Below are 21165 nucleotides of genomic sequence, written 5' to 3'. Positions count from 1 at the left end.
TTACGGGAGGTCTTCTTGACTAAGCCAGCCATACTCGCCCTTGCTGATGGCAGCATTTTTCGCGGCGAAGCCATTGGAGCCGACGGTCAGACCGTTGGAGAGGTGGTGTTCAACACCGCCATGACCGGCTATCAGGAAATCCTTACCGATCCTTCCTACGCCCAGCAGATCGTTACCCTGACCTATCCGCACATCGGCAATACCGGTACTACACCGGAAGACGTCGAGTCTGATCGTGTCTGGTCGGCCGGTCTGGTGATTCGTGACCTGCCACTGGTTGCGAGCAACTGGCGTAACACGATGTCGCTGTCCGATTACCTGAAAGCCAACAACGTTGTGGCGATCGCCGGTATCGATACGCGCCGCCTGACACGCATCCTGCGTGAAAAAGGCTCGCAGAATGGCTGCATCATGGTCGGTGACAATGTTTCCGAAGCCGCAGCGATTGCTGCAGCGCAAGGCTTCCCTGGCCTGAAAGGCATGGATCTGGCGAAAGTCGTCAGCACCCAAGAACAGTACGAGTGGCGCTCCACTGTCTGGGACTTGAAGACTGACAGCCACGCGACCATCGAGGCTAGCGAGCTGCCTTACCACGTGGTCGCTTATGACTACGGCGTTAAGTACAACATCCTGCGCATGCTGGTCGAACGTGGTTGCCGCGTGACCGTGGTGCCGGCGCAAACCCCGGCCAGCGATGTGCTGGCCCTGCAACCGGATGGCGTGTTTCTGTCCAATGGCCCGGGCGATCCGGAGCCTTGCGACTACGCGATCCAGGCGATCAAGGATGTGCTGGAAACCGAGATCCCGGTATTCGGTATCTGCCTGGGCCACCAGCTGCTGGCCCTGGCCTCCGGTGCCAAGACCCTGAAAATGGGCCACGGCCATCATGGTGCCAACCACCCGGTGCAAGACCTGGACACTGGCGTCGTGATGATCACTAGCCAGAACCACGGTTTTGCGGTGGACGAAGCCACCTTGCCGGCCAACGTGCGTGCCATTCACAAGTCGCTGTTCGACGGTTCCCTGCAGGGTATCGAGCGCACCGACAAGAGCGCGTTCAGCTTCCAGGGCCACCCTGAAGCAAGCCCGGGCCCGAACGACGTAGCGCCGCTGTTCGACCGTTTCATCAATGAGATGGCCAAGCGACGCTAAATGAGTGGCCTGAGGGTGGCCCGGAAAATCGGTGGCCCCCTCAGGCTCTTCAAGGATTGTTCAAGACGGCTTGCCGACTGACCTGCGGATTTGAGTGACAAACCCATGCCAAAACGTACAGACATAAAAAGCATCCTGATTCTCGGCGCTGGCCCGATCGTTATCGGCCAGGCCTGCGAATTCGACTACTCCGGCGCCCAGGCCTGCAAGGCCCTGCGTGAAGAGGGTTACCGCGTCATCCTGGTGAACTCCAACCCGGCCACCATCATGACCGACCCGGACATGGCCGACGCCACCTACATCGAACCGATCAAATGGCAGACCGTTGCCAAGATCATCGAGAAAGAGCGTCCGGATGCACTGCTGCCGACCATGGGCGGCCAGACTGCACTGAACTGCGCCCTGGACCTGGAGCGCGAAGGCGTCCTGGAAAAGTTCGGCGTAGAGATGATTGGCGCCAATGCCGACACCATCGACAAGGCTGAAGACCGTTCGCGTTTCGACAAGGCCATGAAGTCCATCGGTCTTGACTGCCCGCGCTCGGGTATCGCTCACAGCATGGAAGAGGCCAACGCGGTTCTCGAAAAGCTGGGTTTCCCGTGCATTATCCGTCCGTCCTTCACTATGGGTGGCACCGGTGGCGGTATCGCTTACAACCGTGAAGAGTTCGAAGAAATCTGCGCGCGCGGTCTGGACCTGTCGCCGACCAAAGAGCTGCTGATCGACGAATCCCTGATCGGCTGGAAAGAGTACGAGATGGAAGTTGTCCGCGACAAAAAGGACAACTGCATCATCGTCTGCTCGATCGAAAACTTCGACCCGATGGGCGTGCACACCGGTGACTCGATCACCGTTGCGCCGGCACAGACCCTGACGGACAAGGAATACCAGATCATGCGTAACGCCTCATTGGCGGTACTGCGTGAGATCGGCGTTGAAACCGGCGGTTCCAACGTTCAGTTCGGCATCTGCCCGGATACAGGCCGCATGGTCGTGATCGAGATGAACCCGCGTGTATCGCGTTCTTCGGCGCTCGCATCAAAAGCTACCGGCTTCCCGATTGCGCGCATCGCTGCCAAGCTGGCGATCGGTTACACCTTGGACGAGTTGCAAAACGAAATCACTGGCGGTGCTACGCCGGCGTCCTTCGAACCGTCCATCGACTACGTCGTGACCAAACTGCCACGCTTTGCCTTCGAGAAGTTCCCGAAAGCCGACGCCCGCCTGACCACTCAGATGAAGTCGGTCGGTGAAGTCATGGCTATCGGCCGGACGTTCCAGGAATCCCTGCAAAAAGCCCTGCGTGGCCTGGAAGTGGGCGTTTGCGGCCTGGACGAGAAGCTCGACCTGAGCAACCCGGAAAGCATGAGTATCCTCAAGCGCGAGCTGACCGTGCCGGGCGCCGAGCGTATCTGGTACGTGGCTGATGCTTTCCGCGCTGGCATGACCGTCGAAGACATCTTCGGCATGAACATGATTGACCCGTGGTTCCTGGTGCAGATCGAAGATCTGATCAAGGAAGAAGAAAAGGTCAAGACCCTGGGTCTTTCCTCTATCGACCGCGACCTGATGTTCCGCCTCAAGCGCAAAGGCTTCTCCGACCAGCGTCTGGCCAAGCTGCTGGGTGTGACCGAGAAGAACCTGCGCACGCATCGCCACAAGCTGGATATTTTCCCGGTCTACAAGCGCGTTGACACCTGCGCCGCAGAGTTCGCCACCGATACCGCGTACCTGTACTCCACCTATGAGGAAGAGTGCGAAGCCGCGCCGTCGGGCCGCGACAAGATCATCATCCTGGGCGGCGGTCCAAACCGTATCGGCCAGGGCATCGAGTTCGACTACTGCTGCGTACACGCCGCCCTCGCCCTGCGCGAAGACGGGTACGAGACCATCATGGTCAACTGCAACCCGGAAACTGTTTCCACTGACTACGACACTTCCGACCGCCTGTACTTCGAGCCGGTAACGCTGGAAGACGTGCTGGAAATCTGTCGCGTCGAGAAGCCAAAAGGCGTGATCGTCCAGTACGGCGGGCAAACCCCGCTGAAACTGGCGCGTGCCCTGGAAGCGGCCGGCGTGCCGATCATCGGTACCAGCCCTGACGCCATCGACCGTGCCGAAGACCGTGAGCGCTTCCAGCAAATGGTTGAGCGCCTGAACCTGCGCCAGCCGCCAAACGCTACCGTGCGCAGCGAAGACGAGGCCATCCGTGCAGCCAGCAAGATCGGCTACCCGTTGGTGGTGCGTCCGTCCTACGTACTGGGCGGCCGGGCGATGGAAATCGTCTACGAAGAAGAAGAACTCAAGCGCTACCTGCGTGATGCGGTGAAAGTGTCCAACGACAGCCCGGTGCTGCTGGACCACTTCCTCAACTGCGCCATCGAAATGGACGTGGATGCGGTCTGCGACGGTACCGACGTGGTGATTGGTGCGATCATGCAGCACATCGAGCAGGCGGGCGTTCACTCCGGCGACTCGGCCTGTTCCCTGCCGCCGTACTCGCTGCCGCTGCACATCCAGGACGAGATGCGTGAACAGGTCAAGAAAATGGCCCTGGAATTGGGCGTGGTTGGCCTGATGAACGTACAGTTGGCGCTGCAAGGCGAAGACATCTACGTCATCGAAGTCAACCCGCGTGCCTCGCGTACCGTGCCGTTTGTTTCCAAGTGCATCGGTGTGTCCCTGGCGATGATCGCCGCCCGTGTGATGGCCGGTAAGACCTTGAAGGAAATCGGCTTCACTAAGGAAATCATTCCGAACTTCTACAGCGTGAAAGAGGCGGTGTTCCCATTCGCCAAATTCCCTGGCGTGGACCCGATCCTGGGCCCAGAGATGAAGTCCACCGGTGAAGTGATGGGCGTGGGCGACACCTTCGGCGAAGCCTTTGCCAAGGCCCAGATGGGCGCCAGCGAAGTGCTGCCGACCGGCGGTACTGCGTTTATCAGCGTGCGTGATGATGACAAGCCACTGGTTGCAGGTGTGGCGCGTGATCTGATCAGCTTGGGCTTCGAAGTCGTGGCCACCGCAGGGACCGCCAAGCTGATTGAAGCGGCCGGCCTGAAAGTGCGTCGCGTGAACAAGGTAACGGAAGGCCGTCCACACGTGGTCGACATGATCAAGAATGACGAAGTCACCCTGATCATCAACACCACCGAAGGTCGCCAGTCGATCGCGGACTCCTACTCCATTCGTCGTAACGCCTTGCAGCACAAGATCTATTGCACCACCACCATTGCTGCTGGCGAAGCCATCTGTGAAGCGCTCAAGTTCGGTCCGGAAAAAACCGTACGTCGCTTGCAGGATCTACACGCAGGATTGAAGGCATGATCAAATATCCAATGACTGTCCAGGGCGCCAAGGCCCTGGAAGAGGAGCACGCCCACCTGACCAAGGTCGTACGTCCAAAGCTGAGCCAGGACATCGGTACGGCCCGTGAGCTGGGTGACTTGAAGGAAAACGCCGAATACCATGCTGCCCGCGAGCAGCAGGGTATGGTCGAGGCGCGGATCCGTGATATCGAGGGGCGCATGCAGAATGCGGTCATCATCGATGTCACGACCATCCCCAAGACCGGCAAGGTGATTTTCGGCACAACGGTGGAAATCGCCAACGTCGAGACTGATGAAAGCGTGACTTACCACATCGTGGGTGAGGATGAGGCTGACTTCAAGCTCGGCAAGATCTCCGTCGGCTCGCCCCTGGCCCGTGCCTTGATTGCCAAGGAAGAGGGTGATGTGGTGGCCGTCAAGACGCCTGGTGGCGTGATCGAGTACGAGATTGTCGAAGTTCGTCACATCTGAAAGGCGGCGCCCGCTTCGAGCGGGCGCCATGCTTTGGCAGTTGACCCAGATGCTCTGGGTTGGCGGCCTGTGGCTGTTACATCTGGGTGTATTGCCGGTGCTGGGCATGATTGGCCTGGCGCCGTTGCTGATTGATGAGATCGGCGGATTATTGAGTGCGTTGCTGGTAGGTTTTGCAGCCACGTGCGTGACGCTCCAGGCGCTGGTGCTGATCAAGGCCGAGGGTTTGGGGAGTTTGTGGCGGGATATGCGTGGGCAACTGCTGTTGATGGCGCTGTATGCATGTGCAATGTATTGCGTGGTGCGTATGTTGCTGCCGGAAGCGTTGCGCTGGCAGCTGTTCAGCTATCTTGTGCTAGGGTTTTCTGGCTTGGTGCTGGTGGTACAGCCTGCACCTGGGTGGAGCGGCAGGGCGCGCGAAGCACGCCCGTGACCCTTGAATCATTTGAAGCGATGAACGTTCGACAGTTGCTTGTTGGCGCTGAAATTCTTGCGATACAGCAGCGCCATCTTGCCGATGACCTGAACCAGGTCCGCTTTGCCCACCTTGCACAGTTCTGCAATGGCGGCCAGGCGTGCTTCGCGATCAAGGATGTTGACCTTGATCTTGATCAGCTCGTGATCGCCTAATGCGCGTTCAAGTTCGGCTAACACACCTTCAGTCAAACCGTTGTCTGCCACAATCAGAACTGGTTTCAGATGGTGGCCAATGGATTTGTACTGTTTCTTCTGCTCTTGAGTGAGCGGCATAATCTGACCCCTGCGTCTGATCTTGTAAAAAGCGGCGGCCAGTTTACCCGAGCGAGTCCGGGACCGCCCAGTTAATCACGACCCGTTTTATTTTCGAGGTGGCCCGTGGCCCGTTCCAAAACTAGCCTTAAGTGGCTGCAAGAGCATTTCAACGATCCTTACGTCAAAAAGGCGCAGAAGGACGGCTACCGTTCACGGGCCAGTTACAAGCTGCTGGAGATCCAGGACAAGGATAAGTTGATCCGCCCAGGCATGAGCGTTATTGACCTGGGTGCCGCCCCGGGTGGCTGGTCCCAGGTGACCAGTCGTCTGATTGGTGGGCAGGGGCGACTGATTGCGTCGGACATCCTGGAAATGGACAGCATCCCGGATGTGACCTTTGTTCATGGTGACTTCACCCAGGACGCCGTCCTCGCCCAGATTCTTGAGGCTGTGGGAAATTCGCAGGTAGACCTTGTGATTTCCGACATGGCCCCCAATATGAGTGGATTACCGGCCGTCGATATGCCGCGCGCGATGTTCCTTTGTGAGTTGGCGCTGGATTTGGCGGGTCGGGTTTTGCGTCCGGGTGGAGATTTCCTGGTGAAGGTCTTCCAGGGCGAGGGTTTTGACGAGTATCACAAGAACATTCGCAAGTTGTTCGATAAGGTGCAGACGCGCAAGCCTGATTCTTCCCGGGACCGATCCAGGGAGCAGTATTTGTTGTGCCGCGGCTTCCGCGGTGTCGAGGGCGCTGCAAGCGAAGAGCGTTTTTGAGGAATTGGAGGTAGGCGATAGGTTTTTTTATATCGCTTTCGTCACGAAGCTTTACGAATATTGTGTAGTCAAAGTTTCACAAAGGGTTACAGACGGCGCCTGCCAGAGTTGTAGGTAATGTAGTAAGTTAGGCCGGTGAATATCATGCGAAGCGCGCGCCAGTAGCGGAGCTTGCTTCAGAGGGTAGTTAATTGAACGATATGGCAAAGAATCTTATCCTGTGGTTGATCATCGCGGCTGTCCTGGTGACGGTGATGAACAACTTCTCCAGCCCTAACGAGCCGCAGACCCTCAACTATTCCGACTTCATCCAGCAAGTTAAGGATGGCAAGGTCGAGCGCGTAGCGGTTGATGGCTACGTGATCACCGGCAAACGTAACGACGGTGACAGCTTCAAGACCATCCGTCCGGCGATCCAGGACAATGGCCTGATCGGCGACCTGGTGGACAACAAGGTCATCGTTGAAGGCAAGCAGCCTGAGCAGCAGAGTATCTGGACCCAGCTTTTGGTCGCCAGCTTCCCGATCCTGGTGATCATCGCGGTGTTCATGTTCTTCATGCGCCAGATGCAAGGTGGTGCAGGGGGCAAGGGCGGGCCGATGAGCTTCGGCAAGAGCAAGGCGCGCCTGCTTTCCGAAGATCAGGTAAAAACTACCCTGGCTGACGTTGCCGGTTGTGACGAAGCCAAGGAAGAAGTCGGCGAGTTGGTCGAGTTCCTGCGTGATCCGGGCAAGTTCCAGCGCCTGGGTGGTCGTATTCCTCGCGGTGTGCTGATGGTCGGCCCACCGGGTACCGGTAAAACCCTGCTCGCCAAGGCGATTGCCGGCGAAGCCAAGGTTCCGTTCTTCACCATTTCCGGTTCCGACTTCGTCGAGATGTTCGTCGGCGTGGGTGCCAGCCGTGTGCGTGACATGTTCGAGCAGGCCAAGAAACACGCGCCGTGCATCATCTTCATCGATGAAATCGACGCTGTCGGTCGCCATCGTGGTGCTGGCATGGGCGGTGGTCACGACGAGCGTGAGCAGACCCTCAACCAGTTGCTGGTGGAGATGGACGGCTTCGAAATGAACGATGGCATCATCGTGATTGCCGCCACCAACCGTCCTGACGTACTTGACCCTGCGCTGCTGCGTCCGGGCCGTTTCGACCGTCAGGTCGTGGTTGGCTTGCCAGATATCCGTGGCCGCGAGCAGATTCTCAAAGTCCATATGCGCAAAGTGCCAATGGGCGATGACGTGGCTCCAGGTGTGATTGCCCGTGGTACCCCTGGTTTCTCCGGTGCCGACCTGGCCAACCTGGTGAACGAGGCCTCGCTGTTCGCTGCCCGTACCGGCAAGCGCATCGTCGAGATGAAAGAATTCGAGCTGGCCAAAGACAAGATCATGATGGGTGCCGAGCGCAAATCCATGGTCATGTCCGAGAAAGAGAAGCAGAACACCGCTTATCACGAAGCCGGTCACGCCATTGTCGGTCGCGTTGTGCCTGAGCATGACCCGGTCTACAAGGTATCGATCATTCCTCGTGGTCGGGCACTGGGTGTCACCATGTTCCTGCCGGAAGAGGATCGCTACAGCCTTTCCAAGCGCGCCCTGATCAGCCAGATCTGCTCGCTGTACGGTGGTCGTATTGCTGAAGAGATGACCTTGGGCTTCGATGGTGTAACCACCGGCGCTTCCAACGACATCATGCGTGCCAGCCAGATTGCGCGGAACATGGTTACCAAGTGGGGTCTGTCGGAAAAGCTCGGCCCGCTGATGTATGCCGAGGAAGAAGGCGAAGTGTTCCTGGGTCGTGGCGGCGGTGGTCAAGGTGCCAGCTTCTCCGGCGAGACTGCCAAGCTGATCGACTCTGAAGTGCGCAGCATCATTGACCAGTGCTACGGCACGGCCAAGCAGATCCTTACCGATAACCGTGACAAGCTCGACGCCATGGCTGATGCCTTGATGAAGTACGAGACCATTGATGCCGAGCAGATCGACGACATCATGGCTGGTCGTGCGCCTCGCGAGCCTCGCGATTGGGAAGGTGGTTCGGGTACTTCAGGTACTCCGCCAGTGGTACAGAACGAGCGCCCGGAAAACCCAATCGGCGGCCCGGCTGCCGACCTTTAAGGCTTGAAATGACTTCTGCGTTGTCCTCCACCCGGTTGCCTTGCGGCAGCCGGGTTCTTGATTTGGCCCATACTCATGTCATGGGCATTCTCAATGTAACCCCTGACTCCTTTTCCGACGGTGGTCGTTTCAGTCAGCTGGATGTGGCATTGCGCCATGCGGAAGCGATGGTGGCTGCGGGTGCGACCATTATCGATGTCGGTGGTGAGTCAACCCGGCCTGGCGCGCGTGCTGTTTCCCCGTTGGAGGAGATGGAGCGTGTTGCGCCGATTGTTGAGCGAATCCACCGCGAGCTGGATGTAATCATTTCAGTAGATACTTCGACGCCCGCCGTCATGCGTGAAACCGCACGGCTCGGGGCGGGGTTGATCAACGACGTCCGCTCACTGCAGCGCGACGGAGCGCTGGATGCAGCTGCTGCCACGGGGCTGCCTGTCTGCCTGATGCATATGCTCGGCGAGCCCGGGACGATGCAGGATGCCCCTCACTACGACAATCTTGTTGATGAAGTGACGGAATTTCTTGCCGAGCGCATTGCCCAATGCGCCGTCGCGGGCATTGCGCCAGAACGGATCATCCTCGATCCGGGGTTTGGTTTTGCCAAAACCCTGCAGCACAACTTGAGCCTGTTCAAGCATATGGAATCCCTGCACGCCCTTGGTCGCCCCCTGTTGGTTGGGGTGTCGCGCAAGAGCATGATAGGCATGGCCTTGAATCGCCCTGTGGGCGAGCGCCTGCATGGCGGCCTGGCCCTGGCGGCGCTTGCCGTGGCCAAGGGCGCGCGCATTCTGCGGGTGCATGATGTGGCCGAGACAGTTGACGTCGTGCGGATGATCGAAGCGGTAGAATCAGCCGAATAAGAATGATGGAGCACTTATGACTAAAAAATATTTTGGCACCGACGGTATTCGTGGTCGGGTCGGCGAGTTTCCGATCACTCCGGATTTCATGCTCAAGCTGGGCTGGGCGGCCGGGATGGCCTTCCGCAGCATGGGCGCATGCCGCATCCTTGTCGGTAAGGACACGCGGATTTCCGGCTATATGTTCGAATCTGCGCTGGAGGCGGGCCTGTCCGCTGCCGGGGCTGATGTGATGTTGCTGGGGCCGATGCCTACGCCGGCGATCGCTTACCTGACGCGTACCTTTCATGCGCAAGCCGGTATTGTGATCAGCGCTTCGCACAATCCCCATGATGACAACGGCATCAAGTTCTTCTCGGGCCAGGGCACCAAGCTGCCGGACGAGATTGAGCACATGATTGAAGAGTTGCTGGATGCGCCGATGACCGTCGTCGAGTCGAGCAAGCTGGGCAAGGTTTCGCGGATCAACGACGCTTCGGGTCGTTATATCGAGTTTTGTAAAAGCAGCGTGCCCACCAGCACCAATTTTGCCGGGCTCAAGATTGTCATCGATTGTGCTCACGGTGCGACCTACAAGGTAGCCCCTAGCGTATTCAAGGAGTTGGGCGCCGAGGTCACCGTGTTGTCGGCCCAGCCTAACGGTCTGAATATCAACGATAACTGTGGCTCGACCCATATGGGCCAATTGCAGGCTGCGGTCTTGGCTGAGCACGCGGACCTGGGGATTGCCTTTGATGGCGATGGCGACCGCGTATTGATGGTCGACCATACAGGCGCCATCGTTGATGGTGACGACCTGCTGTTCATCATTGCCCGCGACCTGCAGGAGCGCAACAAGCTGCAAGGTGGTGTGGTCGGTACCCTGATGAGCAATCTGGGGCTGGAGTTGGCCCTGGCCGACCTGGGGATTCCGTTCGTGCGGGCCAATGTTGGCGACCGCTACGTGATCGCCGAGTTGCTGGAGCGTAACTGGGTGATAGGTGGCGAGAATTCGGGGCATGTTGTGTGCTTCCAGCACACCACTACCGGCGATGCGATCATTGCCGCGTTGCAAGTGCTATTGGCCTTGCGTCGCCGTGAAGAAAGCCTGGCCCAGGCGCGCCAGGCTCTGCGCAAGTGCCCTCAGGTGCTGCTCAATGTGCGTTTCTCGGGGGGCGAAAACCCTATCGAGCACCCGGCGATCAAAGAAGCCTGTGAGCGCGTTACCGTCGCCATGGCTGGCCGTGGCCGGGTCCTGTTGCGCAAGTCGGGAACCGAGCCTTTGGTGCGTGTCATGGTCGAAGGCGATGACGAAACACAGGTTCGCGGCTATGCCGAAGAGCTGGCAAAACTGGTAACTGAAGTTTGCGCCTGAATTCGGCTTGCCAGTGTTGATGCGGTTGGGTAACATCTGCGCCCACTTTGACCGACGAGGTACAGCATGCGTCGCACTATGGTAGCTGGTAACTGGAAGATGCACGGTACCCGCGCCAGTGTCGCTGAGCTGGTCAATGGCCTTCGTCACTTGGCCCTGCCGAGCGGTGTCGATATCGCGGTATTCCCGCCTTGCTTGCATATCAACCAAGTGGTTGATGGCTTGAAAGGCAAGTCGATCCAGGTCGGCGGGCAGAATTGCGCGGTAGAAGCCATGCAGGGTGCGTTGACCGGTGAGATTGCATCGAGTCAGCTGGTTGATGCAGGTTGTTCCTATGTGCTCGTTGGGCACTCCGAGCGCCGTCAGATGATGGGCGAACGTGATGGGACACTCAATCGCAAGTTCGCAGCGGCACAGGCTTGTGGCCTGATTCCCGTGTTGTGCATAGGGGAGACCCTTGAGCAGCGTGAATCCGGCAAGACTCTTGAAGTTGTCTCGCGTCAGCTGGGCAGCATCATCGAGGAGCTGGGTGTTGGTGCATTTGCAAAGGCAGTAATTGCTTACGAGCCGGTCTGGGCCATTGGTACCGGGCTGACTGCTACACCGCAACAGGCGCAGGATGTGCACGCAGCCATCCGCGCGCAGTTGGCGGCAGAGAATTCTGAGGTCGCACAAGGTGTGCGGCTTCTATACGGCGGCAGCGTGAAGGCGGCCAATGCGGTCGAACTGTTCGGCATGCCGGATATCGATGGGGGGCTCATTGGTGGAGCTTCCCTGAATGCAGATGAGTTCGGTGCGATTTGTCGCGCCGCGGGAAACTGAGAAAATGCTGGAAACAGTCGTAGTCGTTTTTCATCTGTTGGGTGCGCTGGGCGTTGTTGCCCTGGTATTGCTGCAACAGGGCAAGGGTGCGGACGCTGGTGCGTCTTTCGGGGCAGGTGCTTCAAATACTGTGTTCGGAAGCCAAGGTTCCTCTACCTTTCTTAGTAAGTTTACTGCTATACTTGCCGCAGGTTTCTTCATAACCAGCTTGGGGTTAGGTTACTTTGCTAAAGAGAAAGCTCAAGTGCTGACTCAGGCAGGTTTGCCAAATCCAGCAGTGTTGGAAGTTCCAAAAGCAAAACCGGCTTCTGATGATGTTCCGGTGCTTCAAGAGCAAAAGTCGGCTACTCCAGCGACTGACGTACCTCCAGCTCAAGAGCAAAAGTAAGAAGGGTTGTAAGCGCTGTATTGCCGAGGTGGTGGAATTGGTAGACACGCAACCTTGAGGTGGTTGTGCCCATAGGGTGTAGGGGTTCGAGTCCCCTTCTCGGTACCAATTATCAGGAGAGCCCGCAATTGCGGGCTTTCTTGTAGGTGGAAGGTTACATTGACCCTGTAAGGGATCGGTCGTATACTTCCGCCCCAGCTTTGTCGCGGGGTGGAGCAGTCTGGTAGCTCGTCGGGCTCATAACCCGAAGGTCGTCGGTTCAAATCCGGCCCCCGCAACCAGTTTTAGCGGAGCCCCTTTTAAGGGGCTTTTTGTTAGCTGGACACTTTCAACGCCGCTGTTCGACGGCGTTTCAAGGATGGGCGTTTCGCCCATTTTTTTATTTTGCACAGCATGCACATACATGCACGAGGGGGTTCAGGTGTCGAGCAAGCTAGAAGAGTTGCAGGCCTTGCTGGCCCCGGTGGTCGTGGCCCTAGGCTATGAATGCTGGGGTATTGAGTTTTCGGCTCAAGGTCGCCACTCAATGTTGCGCGTTTATATCGATAAAGAGGGCGGTGTGCTGGTGGACGATTGTGCCATTGTCAGCCGTCAGATCAGCGGTGTCCTGGATGTTGAAGATCCGATTGCCGTTGAATACACCCTCGAAGTTTCCTCGCCAGGCATGGAACGCCCACTGTTCACTATTGAGCAGTTTGCTAAATATGTCGGTGAACAAGTGAAGATCAAGCTGCGATCTCCCTTTGAAGGGCGACGCAACTTTCAGGGCCTTCTGCGCGGTGTAGAAGAACAGGATGTAGTGGTGCAGGTAGAAGACCACGAGTTCCTGTTGCCGATCGATATGATCGACAAGGCCAACATTATTCCCAGTTTTGACTGAGACGTGCCAGAAACTGCGGATCCCGCGGATCCAATGGCTTGCGAAAGGCGAGGCGTACGATGAGCAAAGAAGTACTGCTGGTTGTTGAGTCGGTATCCAATGAAAAGGGCGTACCGGCAAACGTGATTTTTGAAGCGCTGGAGCTGGCCCTGGCCACTGCTACCAAAAAGCGTTTTGAAGACGAAGTTGATCTGCGTGTGGAAATCAATCGCCACACCGGAGCCTATGAGACTTTCCGTCGCTGGACGGTCGTCGAAGAAGCCGATCTTGATGATCCGGCCATCGAAACCTGGCCAAGCAAGGTTGCGCTAACGCATCCTGGTGCCCAGGTTGGTGACGTCGTCGAGGAAAAGATCGAGTCCATCGAGTTCGGTCGTATCGCTGCACAGACTGCCAAGCAAGTCATCGTGCAAAAGGTCCGCGAAGCCGAGCGTGCTCAAGTCGTTGACGCCTATCGCGAGCGCCTGGGGGAAATCATCTCCGGCACCGTGAAGAAAGTGACCCGCGACAACGTGATCGTCGACCTGGGTAACAACGCTGAAGCGTTGCTGGCCCGTGAAGACATCATTTCCCGCGAAACCTTCCGTGTTGGCGTGCGTTTGCGTGCGCTGCTCAAGGAAATCCGCACCGAGAACCGTGGCCCTCAACTGATCCTGTCGCGTACCGCGCCGGAAATGTTGATCGAGCTGTTCCGTATCGAAGTGCCGGAAATTGCCGAAGGCCTGATCGAAGTCATGGCTGCGTCCCGCGACCCGGGTTCGCGCGCCAAGATCGCGGTCCGTTCCAAGGACAAACGCATCGACCCGCAGGGCGCTTGCATTGGTATGCGTGGTTCGCGTGTCCAGGCAGTGTCGGGCGAATTGGGCGGTGAGCGTGTGGATATCGTGCTGTGGGACGATAACCCGGCGCAGTTCGTGATCAACGCCATGTCCCCGGCTGAAGTCGCGGCAATTATTGTTGACGAAGATGCCCATGCAATGGACATCGCCGTTGGCGCAGACAATCTGGCCCAGGCCATCGGTCGCGGTGGTCAGAACGTACGTTTGGCCAGCCAGTTGACTGGCTGGACCCTGAACGTCATGACCGAATCGGACATCCAGGCTAAGCAGCAAGCAGAAACCGGCGACATCCTGCGCAACTTCATCGACGAGCTGGAAGTCGACGAAGACCTGGCACAGGTGCTGGTAGATGAAGGCTTTACCAGCCTGGAAGAGATTGCCTACGTACCGGTGGAGGAAATGCTCAACATCGACGGCTTTGACGAAGACACCGTCAACGAGCTTCGCGCTCGGGCCAAGGATCGCTTGTTGACTAAAGCCATCGCTACTGAGGAAAAGCTGGCAGACGCCCATCCGGCCGAAGACCTGCTCTCGCTTGAGGGTATGGACAAGGATTTGGCGATGGAACTGGCGGTGCGCGGCGTAATTACCCGCGAAGACCTGGCCGAGCAGTCTATTGACGACCTGCTCGACATCGACGGCATTGACGATGATCGTGCCGGCAAGTTGATCATGGCCGCCCGAGCCCATTGGTTCGAGTAATTAGGCGCGGCCTGAGGAGAGAAGTGCATGACGCAAGTCACGGTGAAACAACTGGCCGATGAGGTCAAAACACCGGTAGAGCGCCTGTTGCAGCAGATGCGTGAGGCAGGTCTGCCGCACACCGCCGCCGAGGAACATGTGAGCGACAGTGAGAAGCAATCGTTGCTGACTCACTTGAAAAGCAGCCACAAGGCGAAAGTGGAAGAACCGCGCAAGATTACATTGCAGCGCAAAACAACCAGCACCCTGCGGGTGGCTGGTAGCAAGAGCATCAGCGTTGAAGTGCGTAAGAAGAAAGTCTTCGTACAGCGCAGCCCGGAAGAAATCGAAGCCGAGCGCAAACGCGAGATGGACGAACGTCGCGCAGTAGAAAATGCTGCACGCCAGAAGGCTGAAGAAGAAGCCAAGCGTCGCGCCGAAGAAGAAGCGCGTAGCCAGCCTGCTGCTGCGCAATCCGCTACTGACGCAGTCGCTGCACCTAGCGCGCCTGTTGAAGCTGTGCGTGAGGCCGCTCCGGTTGCCGCTGCTCCAGCACCTGCTGCTGACGCTCGCAAGCGCGACGAACCTCGTCGTCCGGACAAACCACGTGCCGACGATAACAATCGTCGCAGTGGTGGTGGCGATGGCGAGCGTAAAAACGCTCCGCATCGTGCCTCGGTCAAAGAGAAAGCGCCTGCTCCACGCGTTGCGCCACGCACTACCGACGAAGAAAGCGATGGCTTCCGTCGTGGTGGTCGCGGCAAGGCCAAGCTGAAGAAACGCAACGCCCACGGTTTCCAGAGCCCAACCGGCCCTGTCGTGCGTGATGTGCAGATCGGCGAGACCATCACGGTTGGCGATCTGGCCAATCAGATGTCGGTCAAGGCTGCTGAAATCATCAAGTTCATGTTCAAACTGGGTACTCCAGCGACCATCAACCAGGTGCTTGATCAGGAAACTGCTCAACTGGTAGCCGAAGAACTGGGCCACAAAGTGACCCTGGTCAGCGACACCGCCCTGGAAGACTCCCTGGCCGAGTCCCTGAAGTTTGAAGGCGAGACTTTCTCCCGTGCACCAGTCGTGACCGTAATGGGCCACGTTGACCACGGTAAGACCTCGCTGCTCGACTACATCCGTCGTGCCAAGGTAGCTGCCGGCGAAGCCGGTGGTATCACCCAGCACATCGGTGCATACCACGTTGAAACCGAGCGCGGCATGGTCACCTTCCTTGACACCCCAGGTCACGCCGCGTTTACCGCAATGCGTGCCCGTGGTGCCAAGGCGACCGACATCGTGATCCTGGTAGTTGCAGCGGACGACGGCGTAATGCCGCAGACCATTGAAGCTGTCCAGCACGCCAAGGCCGCTGGTGTTCCACTGGTTGTTGCCGTGAACAAAATCGACAAGCCGGGCGCTGATCTTGATCGCATCCGTAGCGAACTGTCGGTTCACGGTGTGACTTCCGAAGAGTGGGGCGGTGATACGCCGTTCGTTTCGGTTTCGGCGAAGGTTGGTACTGGCGTAGACGAACTGCTCGAAGCGGTTCTGCTGCAAGCCGAAGTCCTGGAACTCAAAGCAACGCCATCGGCCCCGGGTCGTGGTGTTGTGGTTGAATCGCGTCTCGACAAAGGTCGTGGCCCGGTTGCTACCGTTCTGGTTCAAGACGGTACCCTGCGCCAAGGCGACATGGTGCTGGTCGGTTCGAACTATGGCCGTGTACGTGCCATGCTCGACGAGAACGGCAAGCCAATCAAGGAAGCGGGTCCTTCCATCCCTGTCGAGATCCTCGGCCTGGACGGTACCCCGGACGCTGGCGACGAGATGAGCGTGCTGTCGGACGAGAAGAAAGCCCGTGAAGTGGCTCTGTTCCGTCAAGGCAAGTTCCGCGAAGTCAAACTGGCTCGCGCTCACGCCGGCAAGCTGGAAAACATCTTCGAGAACATGGGCCAGGCAGAGAAGAAGACGCTTAACATCGTCCTCAAATCTGACGTCCGTGGTTCCCTCGAAGCGTTGAACGGCGCCTTGAACGGCCTGGGTAACGACGAAGTGCAAGTGCGTGTTGTCGGTGGCGGTGTCGGTGGTATCACCGAGTCCGACGCCAACCTGGCACTGGCTTCCAACGCTGTACTGTTCGGCTTCAACGTGCGTGCCGATGCTGGCGCACGCAAGATCGTCGAGCAGGAAGGCCTGGACATGCGTTACTACAACGTCATCTACGACATCATCGAAGACGTCAAGAAGGCCCTCACCGGCATGCTTGGCAGCGACGTCCGGGAGAACATCCTGGGTGTGGCCGAGGTGCGTGACGTGTTCCGTTCGCCGAAGTTCGGCGCGATCGCCGGTTGCATGGTTATCGAAGGTACCGTGCACCGTAACCGTCCAATCCGTGTACTGCGTGAAGACATCGTTATCTTCGAAGGCGAGCTGGAATCCCTGCGCCGCTTCAAGGATGACGCTTCCGAAGTACGTGCTGGCATGGAATGCGGTATCGGCGTCAAGAGCTACAACGACGTCAAGCCTGGCGACAAGATCGAAGTCTACGAGAAGGTCCAGGTTGCTCGCAGCCTCTAACTCGCGCACTTCAGGAGCCACGCCGCGTGTGGGCATGCAAATGCCCCGCGCAGTGTCCGGACTCTAAACGCAACGCCCGGTCTGGCTTTTGTCAGGCCGGGCGTTTGCCGCTTTCAGACCCCACGGGTTTCACCGTGTGGCAGTAACAGGTAACAAGACATGGCAAAAGAATACAGCCGTACCCAACGTATCGGCGATCAGATGCAGCGCGAGCTGGCCCAACTGATCCGTCGCGAAGTCAAAGACCCGCGCGTTGGCCTGGTCACCATCACCGCTGTTGAAGTGAGCCGTGACGTCGGTCACGCGAAGATCTTCATCACCGTGATGGGCCAGGACAACAGCGAAGAGATCGCGCAAAGCATCAAGGTGCTCAACTCCGCCGCAGGCTTTTTGCGGATGCAGTTGGCCCGTGAGATGAAGCTGCGCAGCGTGCCCCAGTTGCACTTCCACTACGACGAAAGCGTCGTGCGTGGTGCGCACCTGTCGGCCCTGATCGAGCGCGCCGTGGCTGAAGACAATCAGCATCCGTCCACACCTGAAGACGCCAAGGAGTAAGCGGTGGCTCAGGTCAAACGTATCCGTCGTAATGTCAGCGGCATCATCCTGCTCGACAAGCCCATTGGTTTTACCTCCAATGCCGCGTTGCAGAAGGTCCGCTGGCTGCTCAATGCCGAGAAGGCCGGGCACACGGGCAGCCTCGATCCCCTGGCCACTGGCGTATTGCCATTGTGCTTTGGCGAGGCCACCAAGTTCTCCCAATACCTGCTCGACTCGGACAAGGGTTACGAAACCCTGATGCAACTGGGCAAGACCACCACCACGGCAGATGCCGAAGGTGATGTTTTGCAGGTTCGCGACGTGACCGTTGGTCGTGCAGATATTGAGGCTGCCTTACCTGCTTTTCGTGGGCAAATCAGTCAGATACCGCCGATGTACTCGGCTCTCAAGCGTGACGGGCAGCCTCTTTACAAGCTGGCACGTGCGGGCGAAGTAGTGGAGCGCGAACCGCGTTCTGTTACTATTGCGCGCTTGGAATTGCTCGCCTGCGAAGGCGACACCGCACGTTTGGCCGTGGATTGCAGCAAAGGCACCTATATCCGTACCCTGGTGGAAGATATTGGTGAACAGCTCGGTTGCGGCGCGTACGTTGCTGAGTTGCGACGCACCCAGGCTGGCCCTTTCACCCTGGCCCAGACGGTCACGCTGGAAGAGTTGGAGGCCGTGCATGCCGAGGGCGGCAACGAAGCAGTTGATCGCTTCCTGATGCCATCGGACAGCGGTTTGCTGGATTGGCCATTGCTGCACTTCTCGGAGCACAGCGCGTTCTACTGGCTTAACGGCCAGCCGGTACGCGCACCGGATGCCCCGAAATTCGGTATGGTGCGGGTACAAGATCACAACGGTCGCTTTATCGGTATCGGTGAAGTGAGCGAAGACGGGCGCATCGCGCCGCGTCGACTGATTCGGTCAGAATGACCGGACGAGTGTGGCTGTTAACAGGCACGGTCAACACTCATTTTTAGATACAGGGATTTGTCCCTGGCCTGTTGAAACTGCCCTTTGGGTGGTTTCCTGAAAAAAGGATTGCCTCATGGCTCTCGACGTTCAAGAAAAAGCACAAATCGTAGCTGACTATCAGCAAGCTGTTGGTGACACTGGTTCGCCAGAAGTGCAAGTTGCACTGCTGACCCACAACATCAACAAGCTGCAAGGTCACTTCAAGGCCAACGGTAAAGATCACCACTCCCGTCGTGGTCTGATCCGCATGGTAAACCAGCGTCGTAAGCTGCTGGACTACCTGAAAGGCAAGGATCTGGGTCGTTATCAAACTCTGATCGGTCGCCTGGGTCTGCGTCGCTAATCAGCGATTGCGCTAGAGGTTGGTTGTCTGTCGTGTGTCAGTGGGATTCCCGCTGGCCCATGGCAGGCTCCCAGCCTCAAGTTTTATCTGGATACACGTTTTACCCCTGGACAAGGGTTGGGCCGATTCCCGACATTGCCCAAGAATTTCGCAAGAAGACCAGTTCCCCAAGAGCCACAAAGAAGGTAGGACACCGTGAACCCGGTAATCAAAAAATTCCAGTTCGGTCAGTCGACCGTTACCCTTGAGACAGGCCGTATCGCCCGTCAGGCCTCCGGCGCAGTGCTGGTCACCGTTGATGATGACGTCAGCGTATTGGTGACCGTCGTTGGTGCCAAGCAAGCCGATCCAGGCAAGGGCTTCTTCCCTCTGTCTGTTCACTACCAGGAAAAGACTTACGCTGCCGGTAAGATCCCTGGCGGTTTCTTCAAGCGCGAAGGCCGTCCTTCCGAGAAAGAAACCCTGACTTCCCGACTGATCGACCGTCCGATCCGTCCGCTGTTCCCAGAAGGCTTCATGAACGAAGTGCAGGTTGTCTGCACCGTCGTCTCCACCAGCAAGAAGACCGATCCGGACATCGCTGCGATGATCGGCACCTCGGCTGCCCTGGCCATCTCCGGTATTCCTTTCGATGGTCCGATCGGCGCTGCCCGTGTTGCGTTCCACGAAAGCACCGGCTACCTGCTGAACCCGACTTACGAACAACAGAAAGCTTCGAGCCTGGACATGGTCGTTGCCGGTACTTCGGAAGCCGTGTTGATGGTTGAATCGGAAGCCAAAGAGCTGACCGAAGACCAAATGCTGGGCGCCGTACTGTTTGCTCACGACGAGTTCCAGGTTGTGATCAACGCAGTTAAAGAACTGGCCGCTGAAGCTGCCAAGCCAACCTGGACCTGGGCTCCTCAGCCAGAAGCCACCGAACTGCTGGGCGCTATCCGCTCCGAGTTCGGCGCTGCGATCTCCGAAGCCTACACCATCACCATCAAGGCCGACCGTTACGCTCGCCTGGGTGAGCTGAAGGATCAGGTTGTTGCCAAGCTGTCCGGTGAAGAAGGCCAGCCTTCTTCCAGCGAAGTCAAAGCTGCTTTCGGCGAGATCGAATACCGCACCGTTCGCGAAAACATCGTCAACGGCAAGCCACGTATCGACGGTCGCGACACCCGCACCGTACGTCCGCTGAACATCGAAGTCGGCGTTCTGCCAAAAACCCACGGTTCGGCACTGTTCACCCGTGGCGAGACCCAGGCCCTGGTTGTTGCAACACTGGGTACTGCCCGTGACGCACAGCTGCTGGACACCCTGGAAGGCGAGAAAAAAGACCCGTTCATGCTGCACTACAACTTCCCTCCGTTCTCGGTAGGTGAGTGTGGTCGCATGGGTGGTGCTGGTCGTCGCGAAATCGGTCACGGCCGTCTGGCCCGTCGTTCGATTTCGGCCATGCTGCCGGCCGCTGATGTGTTCCCGTACACTATCCGTGTTGTGTCGGAAATCACCGAGTCCAACGGTTCCAGCTCCATGGCTTCAGTTTGCGGTGCTTCCCTGGCTCTGATGGACGCTGGTGTGCCGATGAAGGCGCCGGTTGCCGGTATCGCCATGGGCCTGGTTAAGGAAGGCGAGAAGTTCGCCGTCCTGACCGACATCCTGGGTGACGAAGACCACCTGGGCGACATGGACTTCAAGGTAGCCGGTACCGCCAAGGGTGTGACCGCGCTGCAGATGGACATCAAGATCAAGGGCATCACCGAAGAGATCATGGAAATCGCCCTGGGCCAAGCCCTGGAAGCGCGCCTGAACATCCTCGGCCAGATGAACCAGATCATTGGCCAGTCGCGTACCGAGCTGTCGGAAAATGCTCCGACCATGATCGCGATGAAAATCGACACCGACAAAATCCGTGATGTCATCGGTAAAGGTGGCGCGACCATCCGTGCGATCTGTGAAGAAACCAAGGCTTCGATCGATATCGAAGACGACGGTTCGATCAAGATCTTCGGCGAAACCAAGGAAGCTGCTGAAGCTGCACGCCAGCGCGTCCTGGGCATCACCGCTGAGGCTGAAATCGGCAAGATCTACGTCGGTAAGGTTGAGCGCATCGTCGACTTCGGCGCATTCGTCAACATCCTGCCGGGCAAGGATGGCCTGGTTCACATCTCCATGCTGAGCGATGCTCGCGTTGAGAAAGTGACCGACATCCTGAAAGAAGGCCAGGAAGTGGAAGTGCTGGTATTGGACGTGGACAACCGCGGCCGTATCAAGCTGTCCATCAAGGACGTAGCGGCAGCCAAGGCTTCGGGCGTTTAATTACTCCCCAGGCTTCACGCTGAAAAAGAGGACCCTTCG

The 21165-nt window shown here is 58.0% G+C and carries 18 protein-coding genes and 2 tRNA genes; 19 read left to right on the top strand and 1 reads right to left on the bottom strand.

Annotated elements, in window-relative coordinates:
* The first annotated feature begins 15 nt into the window (after positions 1 to 15).
* From carA to FJD34_RS23950, 4 genes are all read left to right on the top strand, one after another.
* Positions 16 to 1152 (top strand): glutamine-hydrolyzing carbamoyl-phosphate synthase small subunit, encoded by a 1137-nt coding sequence (gene carA / locus FJD34_RS23965; protein WP_065942930.1) that lies wholly within the window; start codon positions 16 to 18, stop codon positions 1150 to 1152.
* Positions 1153 to 1257: 105 nt separating this feature from the next.
* Positions 1258 to 4479 (top strand): carbamoyl-phosphate synthase large subunit, encoded by a 3222-nt coding sequence (gene carB, locus FJD34_RS23960; RefSeq protein WP_090292963.1) that lies wholly within the window; start codon positions 1258 to 1260, stop codon positions 4477 to 4479.
* Entirely contained in the window at positions 4476 to 4952 is a 477-nt protein-coding gene (greA, locus tag FJD34_RS23955; protein WP_032862903.1) for a transcription elongation factor GreA, read from the top strand. Before carB ends, greA begins: the two co-directional genes overlap by 4 nt.
* A gap of 28 nt (positions 4953 to 4980) precedes the next feature.
* On the top strand, positions 4981 to 5385 hold the full coding sequence (locus tag FJD34_RS23950; protein WP_032862904.1) for a hypothetical protein: 405 nt from the start codon (positions 4981 to 4983) through the stop codon (positions 5383 to 5385).
* 8 nt (positions 5386 to 5393) lie between these two features.
* Here FJD34_RS23950 and FJD34_RS23945 read toward each other — a convergent pair whose 3' ends face one another.
* Positions 5394 to 5702: a YhbY family RNA-binding protein gene (locus tag FJD34_RS23945; protein WP_029298992.1), complete on the bottom strand. Its 309-nt coding sequence runs from the start codon at positions 5700 to 5702 to the stop codon at positions 5394 to 5396.
* 105 nt (positions 5703 to 5807) lie between these two features.
* On the opposite strand from FJD34_RS23945, the gene rlmE reads away from it, so the two are divergent.
* From rlmE to pnp, 15 genes are all read left to right on the top strand, one after another.
* Positions 5808 to 6458 (top strand): 23S rRNA (uridine(2552)-2'-O)-methyltransferase RlmE, encoded by a 651-nt coding sequence (rlmE, locus tag FJD34_RS23940; RefSeq protein ID WP_032862906.1) that lies wholly within the window; start codon positions 5808 to 5810, stop codon positions 6456 to 6458.
* A gap of 200 nt (positions 6459 to 6658) precedes the next feature.
* Entirely contained in the window at positions 6659 to 8569 is a 1911-nt protein-coding gene (gene ftsH, locus FJD34_RS23935; RefSeq protein WP_032862907.1) for an ATP-dependent zinc metalloprotease FtsH, read from the top strand.
* A gap of 8 nt (positions 8570 to 8577) precedes the next feature.
* Positions 8578 to 9429 carry a dihydropteroate synthase gene (gene folP, locus FJD34_RS23930; protein ID WP_065942929.1) on the top strand — a complete coding sequence of 284 codons (852 nt, stop codon included), beginning with the start codon at positions 8578 to 8580 and terminating at the stop codon, positions 9427 to 9429.
* 16 nt (positions 9430 to 9445) lie between these two features.
* Positions 9446 to 10783: a phosphoglucosamine mutase gene (glmM, locus tag FJD34_RS23925; protein ID WP_090292965.1), complete on the top strand. Its 1338-nt coding sequence runs from the start codon at positions 9446 to 9448 to the stop codon at positions 10781 to 10783.
* Positions 10784 to 10849: 66 nt separating this feature from the next.
* On the top strand, positions 10850 to 11605 hold the full coding sequence (gene tpiA, locus FJD34_RS23920) for a triose-phosphate isomerase (protein ID WP_032862913.1): 756 nt from the start codon (positions 10850 to 10852) through the stop codon (positions 11603 to 11605).
* A 4-nt stretch (positions 11606 to 11609) separates the two neighbouring features.
* Positions 11610 to 11993 (top strand): preprotein translocase subunit SecG, encoded by a 384-nt coding sequence (secG, locus tag FJD34_RS23915; RefSeq protein WP_032862914.1) that lies wholly within the window; start codon positions 11610 to 11612, stop codon positions 11991 to 11993.
* A gap of 22 nt (positions 11994 to 12015) precedes the next feature.
* A tRNA-Leu gene (locus FJD34_RS23910) sits at positions 12016 to 12101 on the top strand.
* 96 nt (positions 12102 to 12197) lie between these two features.
* Positions 12198 to 12274: transfer RNA gene (locus tag FJD34_RS23905), tRNA-Met, on the top strand.
* A 140-nt stretch (positions 12275 to 12414) separates the two neighbouring features.
* Entirely contained in the window at positions 12415 to 12873 is a 459-nt protein-coding gene (rimP, locus tag FJD34_RS23900) for a ribosome maturation factor RimP (RefSeq protein ID WP_032862957.1), read from the top strand.
* A gap of 59 nt (positions 12874 to 12932) precedes the next feature.
* Positions 12933 to 14414 (top strand): transcription termination factor NusA, encoded by a 1482-nt coding sequence (nusA, locus tag FJD34_RS23895; RefSeq protein ID WP_029298976.1) that lies wholly within the window; start codon positions 12933 to 12935, stop codon positions 14412 to 14414.
* A gap of 27 nt (positions 14415 to 14441) precedes the next feature.
* On the top strand, positions 14442 to 16964 hold the full coding sequence (gene infB, locus FJD34_RS23890; RefSeq protein ID WP_032862915.1) for a translation initiation factor IF-2: 2523 nt from the start codon (positions 14442 to 14444) through the stop codon (positions 16962 to 16964).
* Positions 16965 to 17123: 159 nt separating this feature from the next.
* Positions 17124 to 17519 carry a 30S ribosome-binding factor RbfA gene (rbfA, locus tag FJD34_RS23885; protein ID WP_029298974.1) on the top strand — a complete coding sequence of 132 codons (396 nt, stop codon included), beginning with the start codon at positions 17124 to 17126 and terminating at the stop codon, positions 17517 to 17519.
* A 3-nt stretch (positions 17520 to 17522) separates the two neighbouring features.
* Entirely contained in the window at positions 17523 to 18440 is a 918-nt protein-coding gene (truB, locus tag FJD34_RS23880; protein WP_003176136.1) for a tRNA pseudouridine(55) synthase TruB, read from the top strand.
* A gap of 115 nt (positions 18441 to 18555) precedes the next feature.
* Entirely contained in the window at positions 18556 to 18825 is a 270-nt protein-coding gene (rpsO, locus tag FJD34_RS23875; protein ID WP_003177875.1) for a 30S ribosomal protein S15, read from the top strand.
* A 195-nt stretch (positions 18826 to 19020) separates the two neighbouring features.
* A complete protein-coding gene (gene pnp, locus FJD34_RS23870; RefSeq protein WP_032862917.1) occupies positions 19021 to 21126 on the top strand; it encodes a polyribonucleotide nucleotidyltransferase in 2106 nt (701 codons plus the stop codon).
* The last annotated feature ends 39 nt before the right edge of the window (positions 21127 to 21165 follow it).

The organism is Pseudomonas brenneri (assembly GCF_007858285.1).
Taxonomy (GTDB): Bacteria; Pseudomonadota; Gammaproteobacteria; order Pseudomonadales; family Pseudomonadaceae; genus Aquipseudomonas; species Aquipseudomonas brenneri.
The sequence above is the reverse complement of the archived record's forward strand: the minus strand, read 5'-3'. Positions and strand labels throughout refer to the sequence as shown.

Excerpts from the sequence above, each read along its gene's own strand:
- carB (WP_090292963.1), top strand. The coding sequence starts at position 1,258 with ATGCCAAAACGTACAGACATAAAAAGCATCCTGATTCTCGGCGCTGGC.
- greA (WP_032862903.1), top strand. The coding sequence starts at position 4,476 with ATGATCAAATATCCAATGACTGTCCAGGGCGCCAAGGCCCTGGAAGAG.
- FJD34_RS23950 (WP_032862904.1), top strand. The coding sequence starts at position 4,981 with ATGCTTTGGCAGTTGACCCAGATGCTCTGGGTTGGCGGCCTGTGGCTG.
- FJD34_RS23945 (WP_029298992.1), bottom strand. The coding sequence starts at position 5,702 with ATGCCGCTCACTCAAGAGCAGAAGAAACAGTACAAATCCATTGGCCAC.
- ftsH (WP_032862907.1), top strand. The coding sequence starts at position 6,659 with ATGGCAAAGAATCTTATCCTGTGGTTGATCATCGCGGCTGTCCTGGTG.
- folP (WP_065942929.1), top strand. The coding sequence starts at position 8,578 with ATGACTTCTGCGTTGTCCTCCACCCGGTTGCCTTGCGGCAGCCGGGTT.
- glmM (WP_090292965.1), top strand. The coding sequence starts at position 9,446 with ATGACTAAAAAATATTTTGGCACCGACGGTATTCGTGGTCGGGTCGGC.
- tpiA (WP_032862913.1), top strand. The coding sequence starts at position 10,850 with ATGCGTCGCACTATGGTAGCTGGTAACTGGAAGATGCACGGTACCCGC.
- secG (WP_032862914.1), top strand. The coding sequence starts at position 11,610 with ATGCTGGAAACAGTCGTAGTCGTTTTTCATCTGTTGGGTGCGCTGGGC.
- nusA (WP_029298976.1), top strand. The coding sequence starts at position 12,933 with ATGAGCAAAGAAGTACTGCTGGTTGTTGAGTCGGTATCCAATGAAAAG.
- infB (WP_032862915.1), top strand. The coding sequence starts at position 14,442 with ATGACGCAAGTCACGGTGAAACAACTGGCCGATGAGGTCAAAACACCG.
- rbfA (WP_029298974.1), top strand. The coding sequence starts at position 17,124 with ATGGCAAAAGAATACAGCCGTACCCAACGTATCGGCGATCAGATGCAG.
- rpsO (WP_003177875.1), top strand. The coding sequence starts at position 18,556 with ATGGCTCTCGACGTTCAAGAAAAAGCACAAATCGTAGCTGACTATCAG.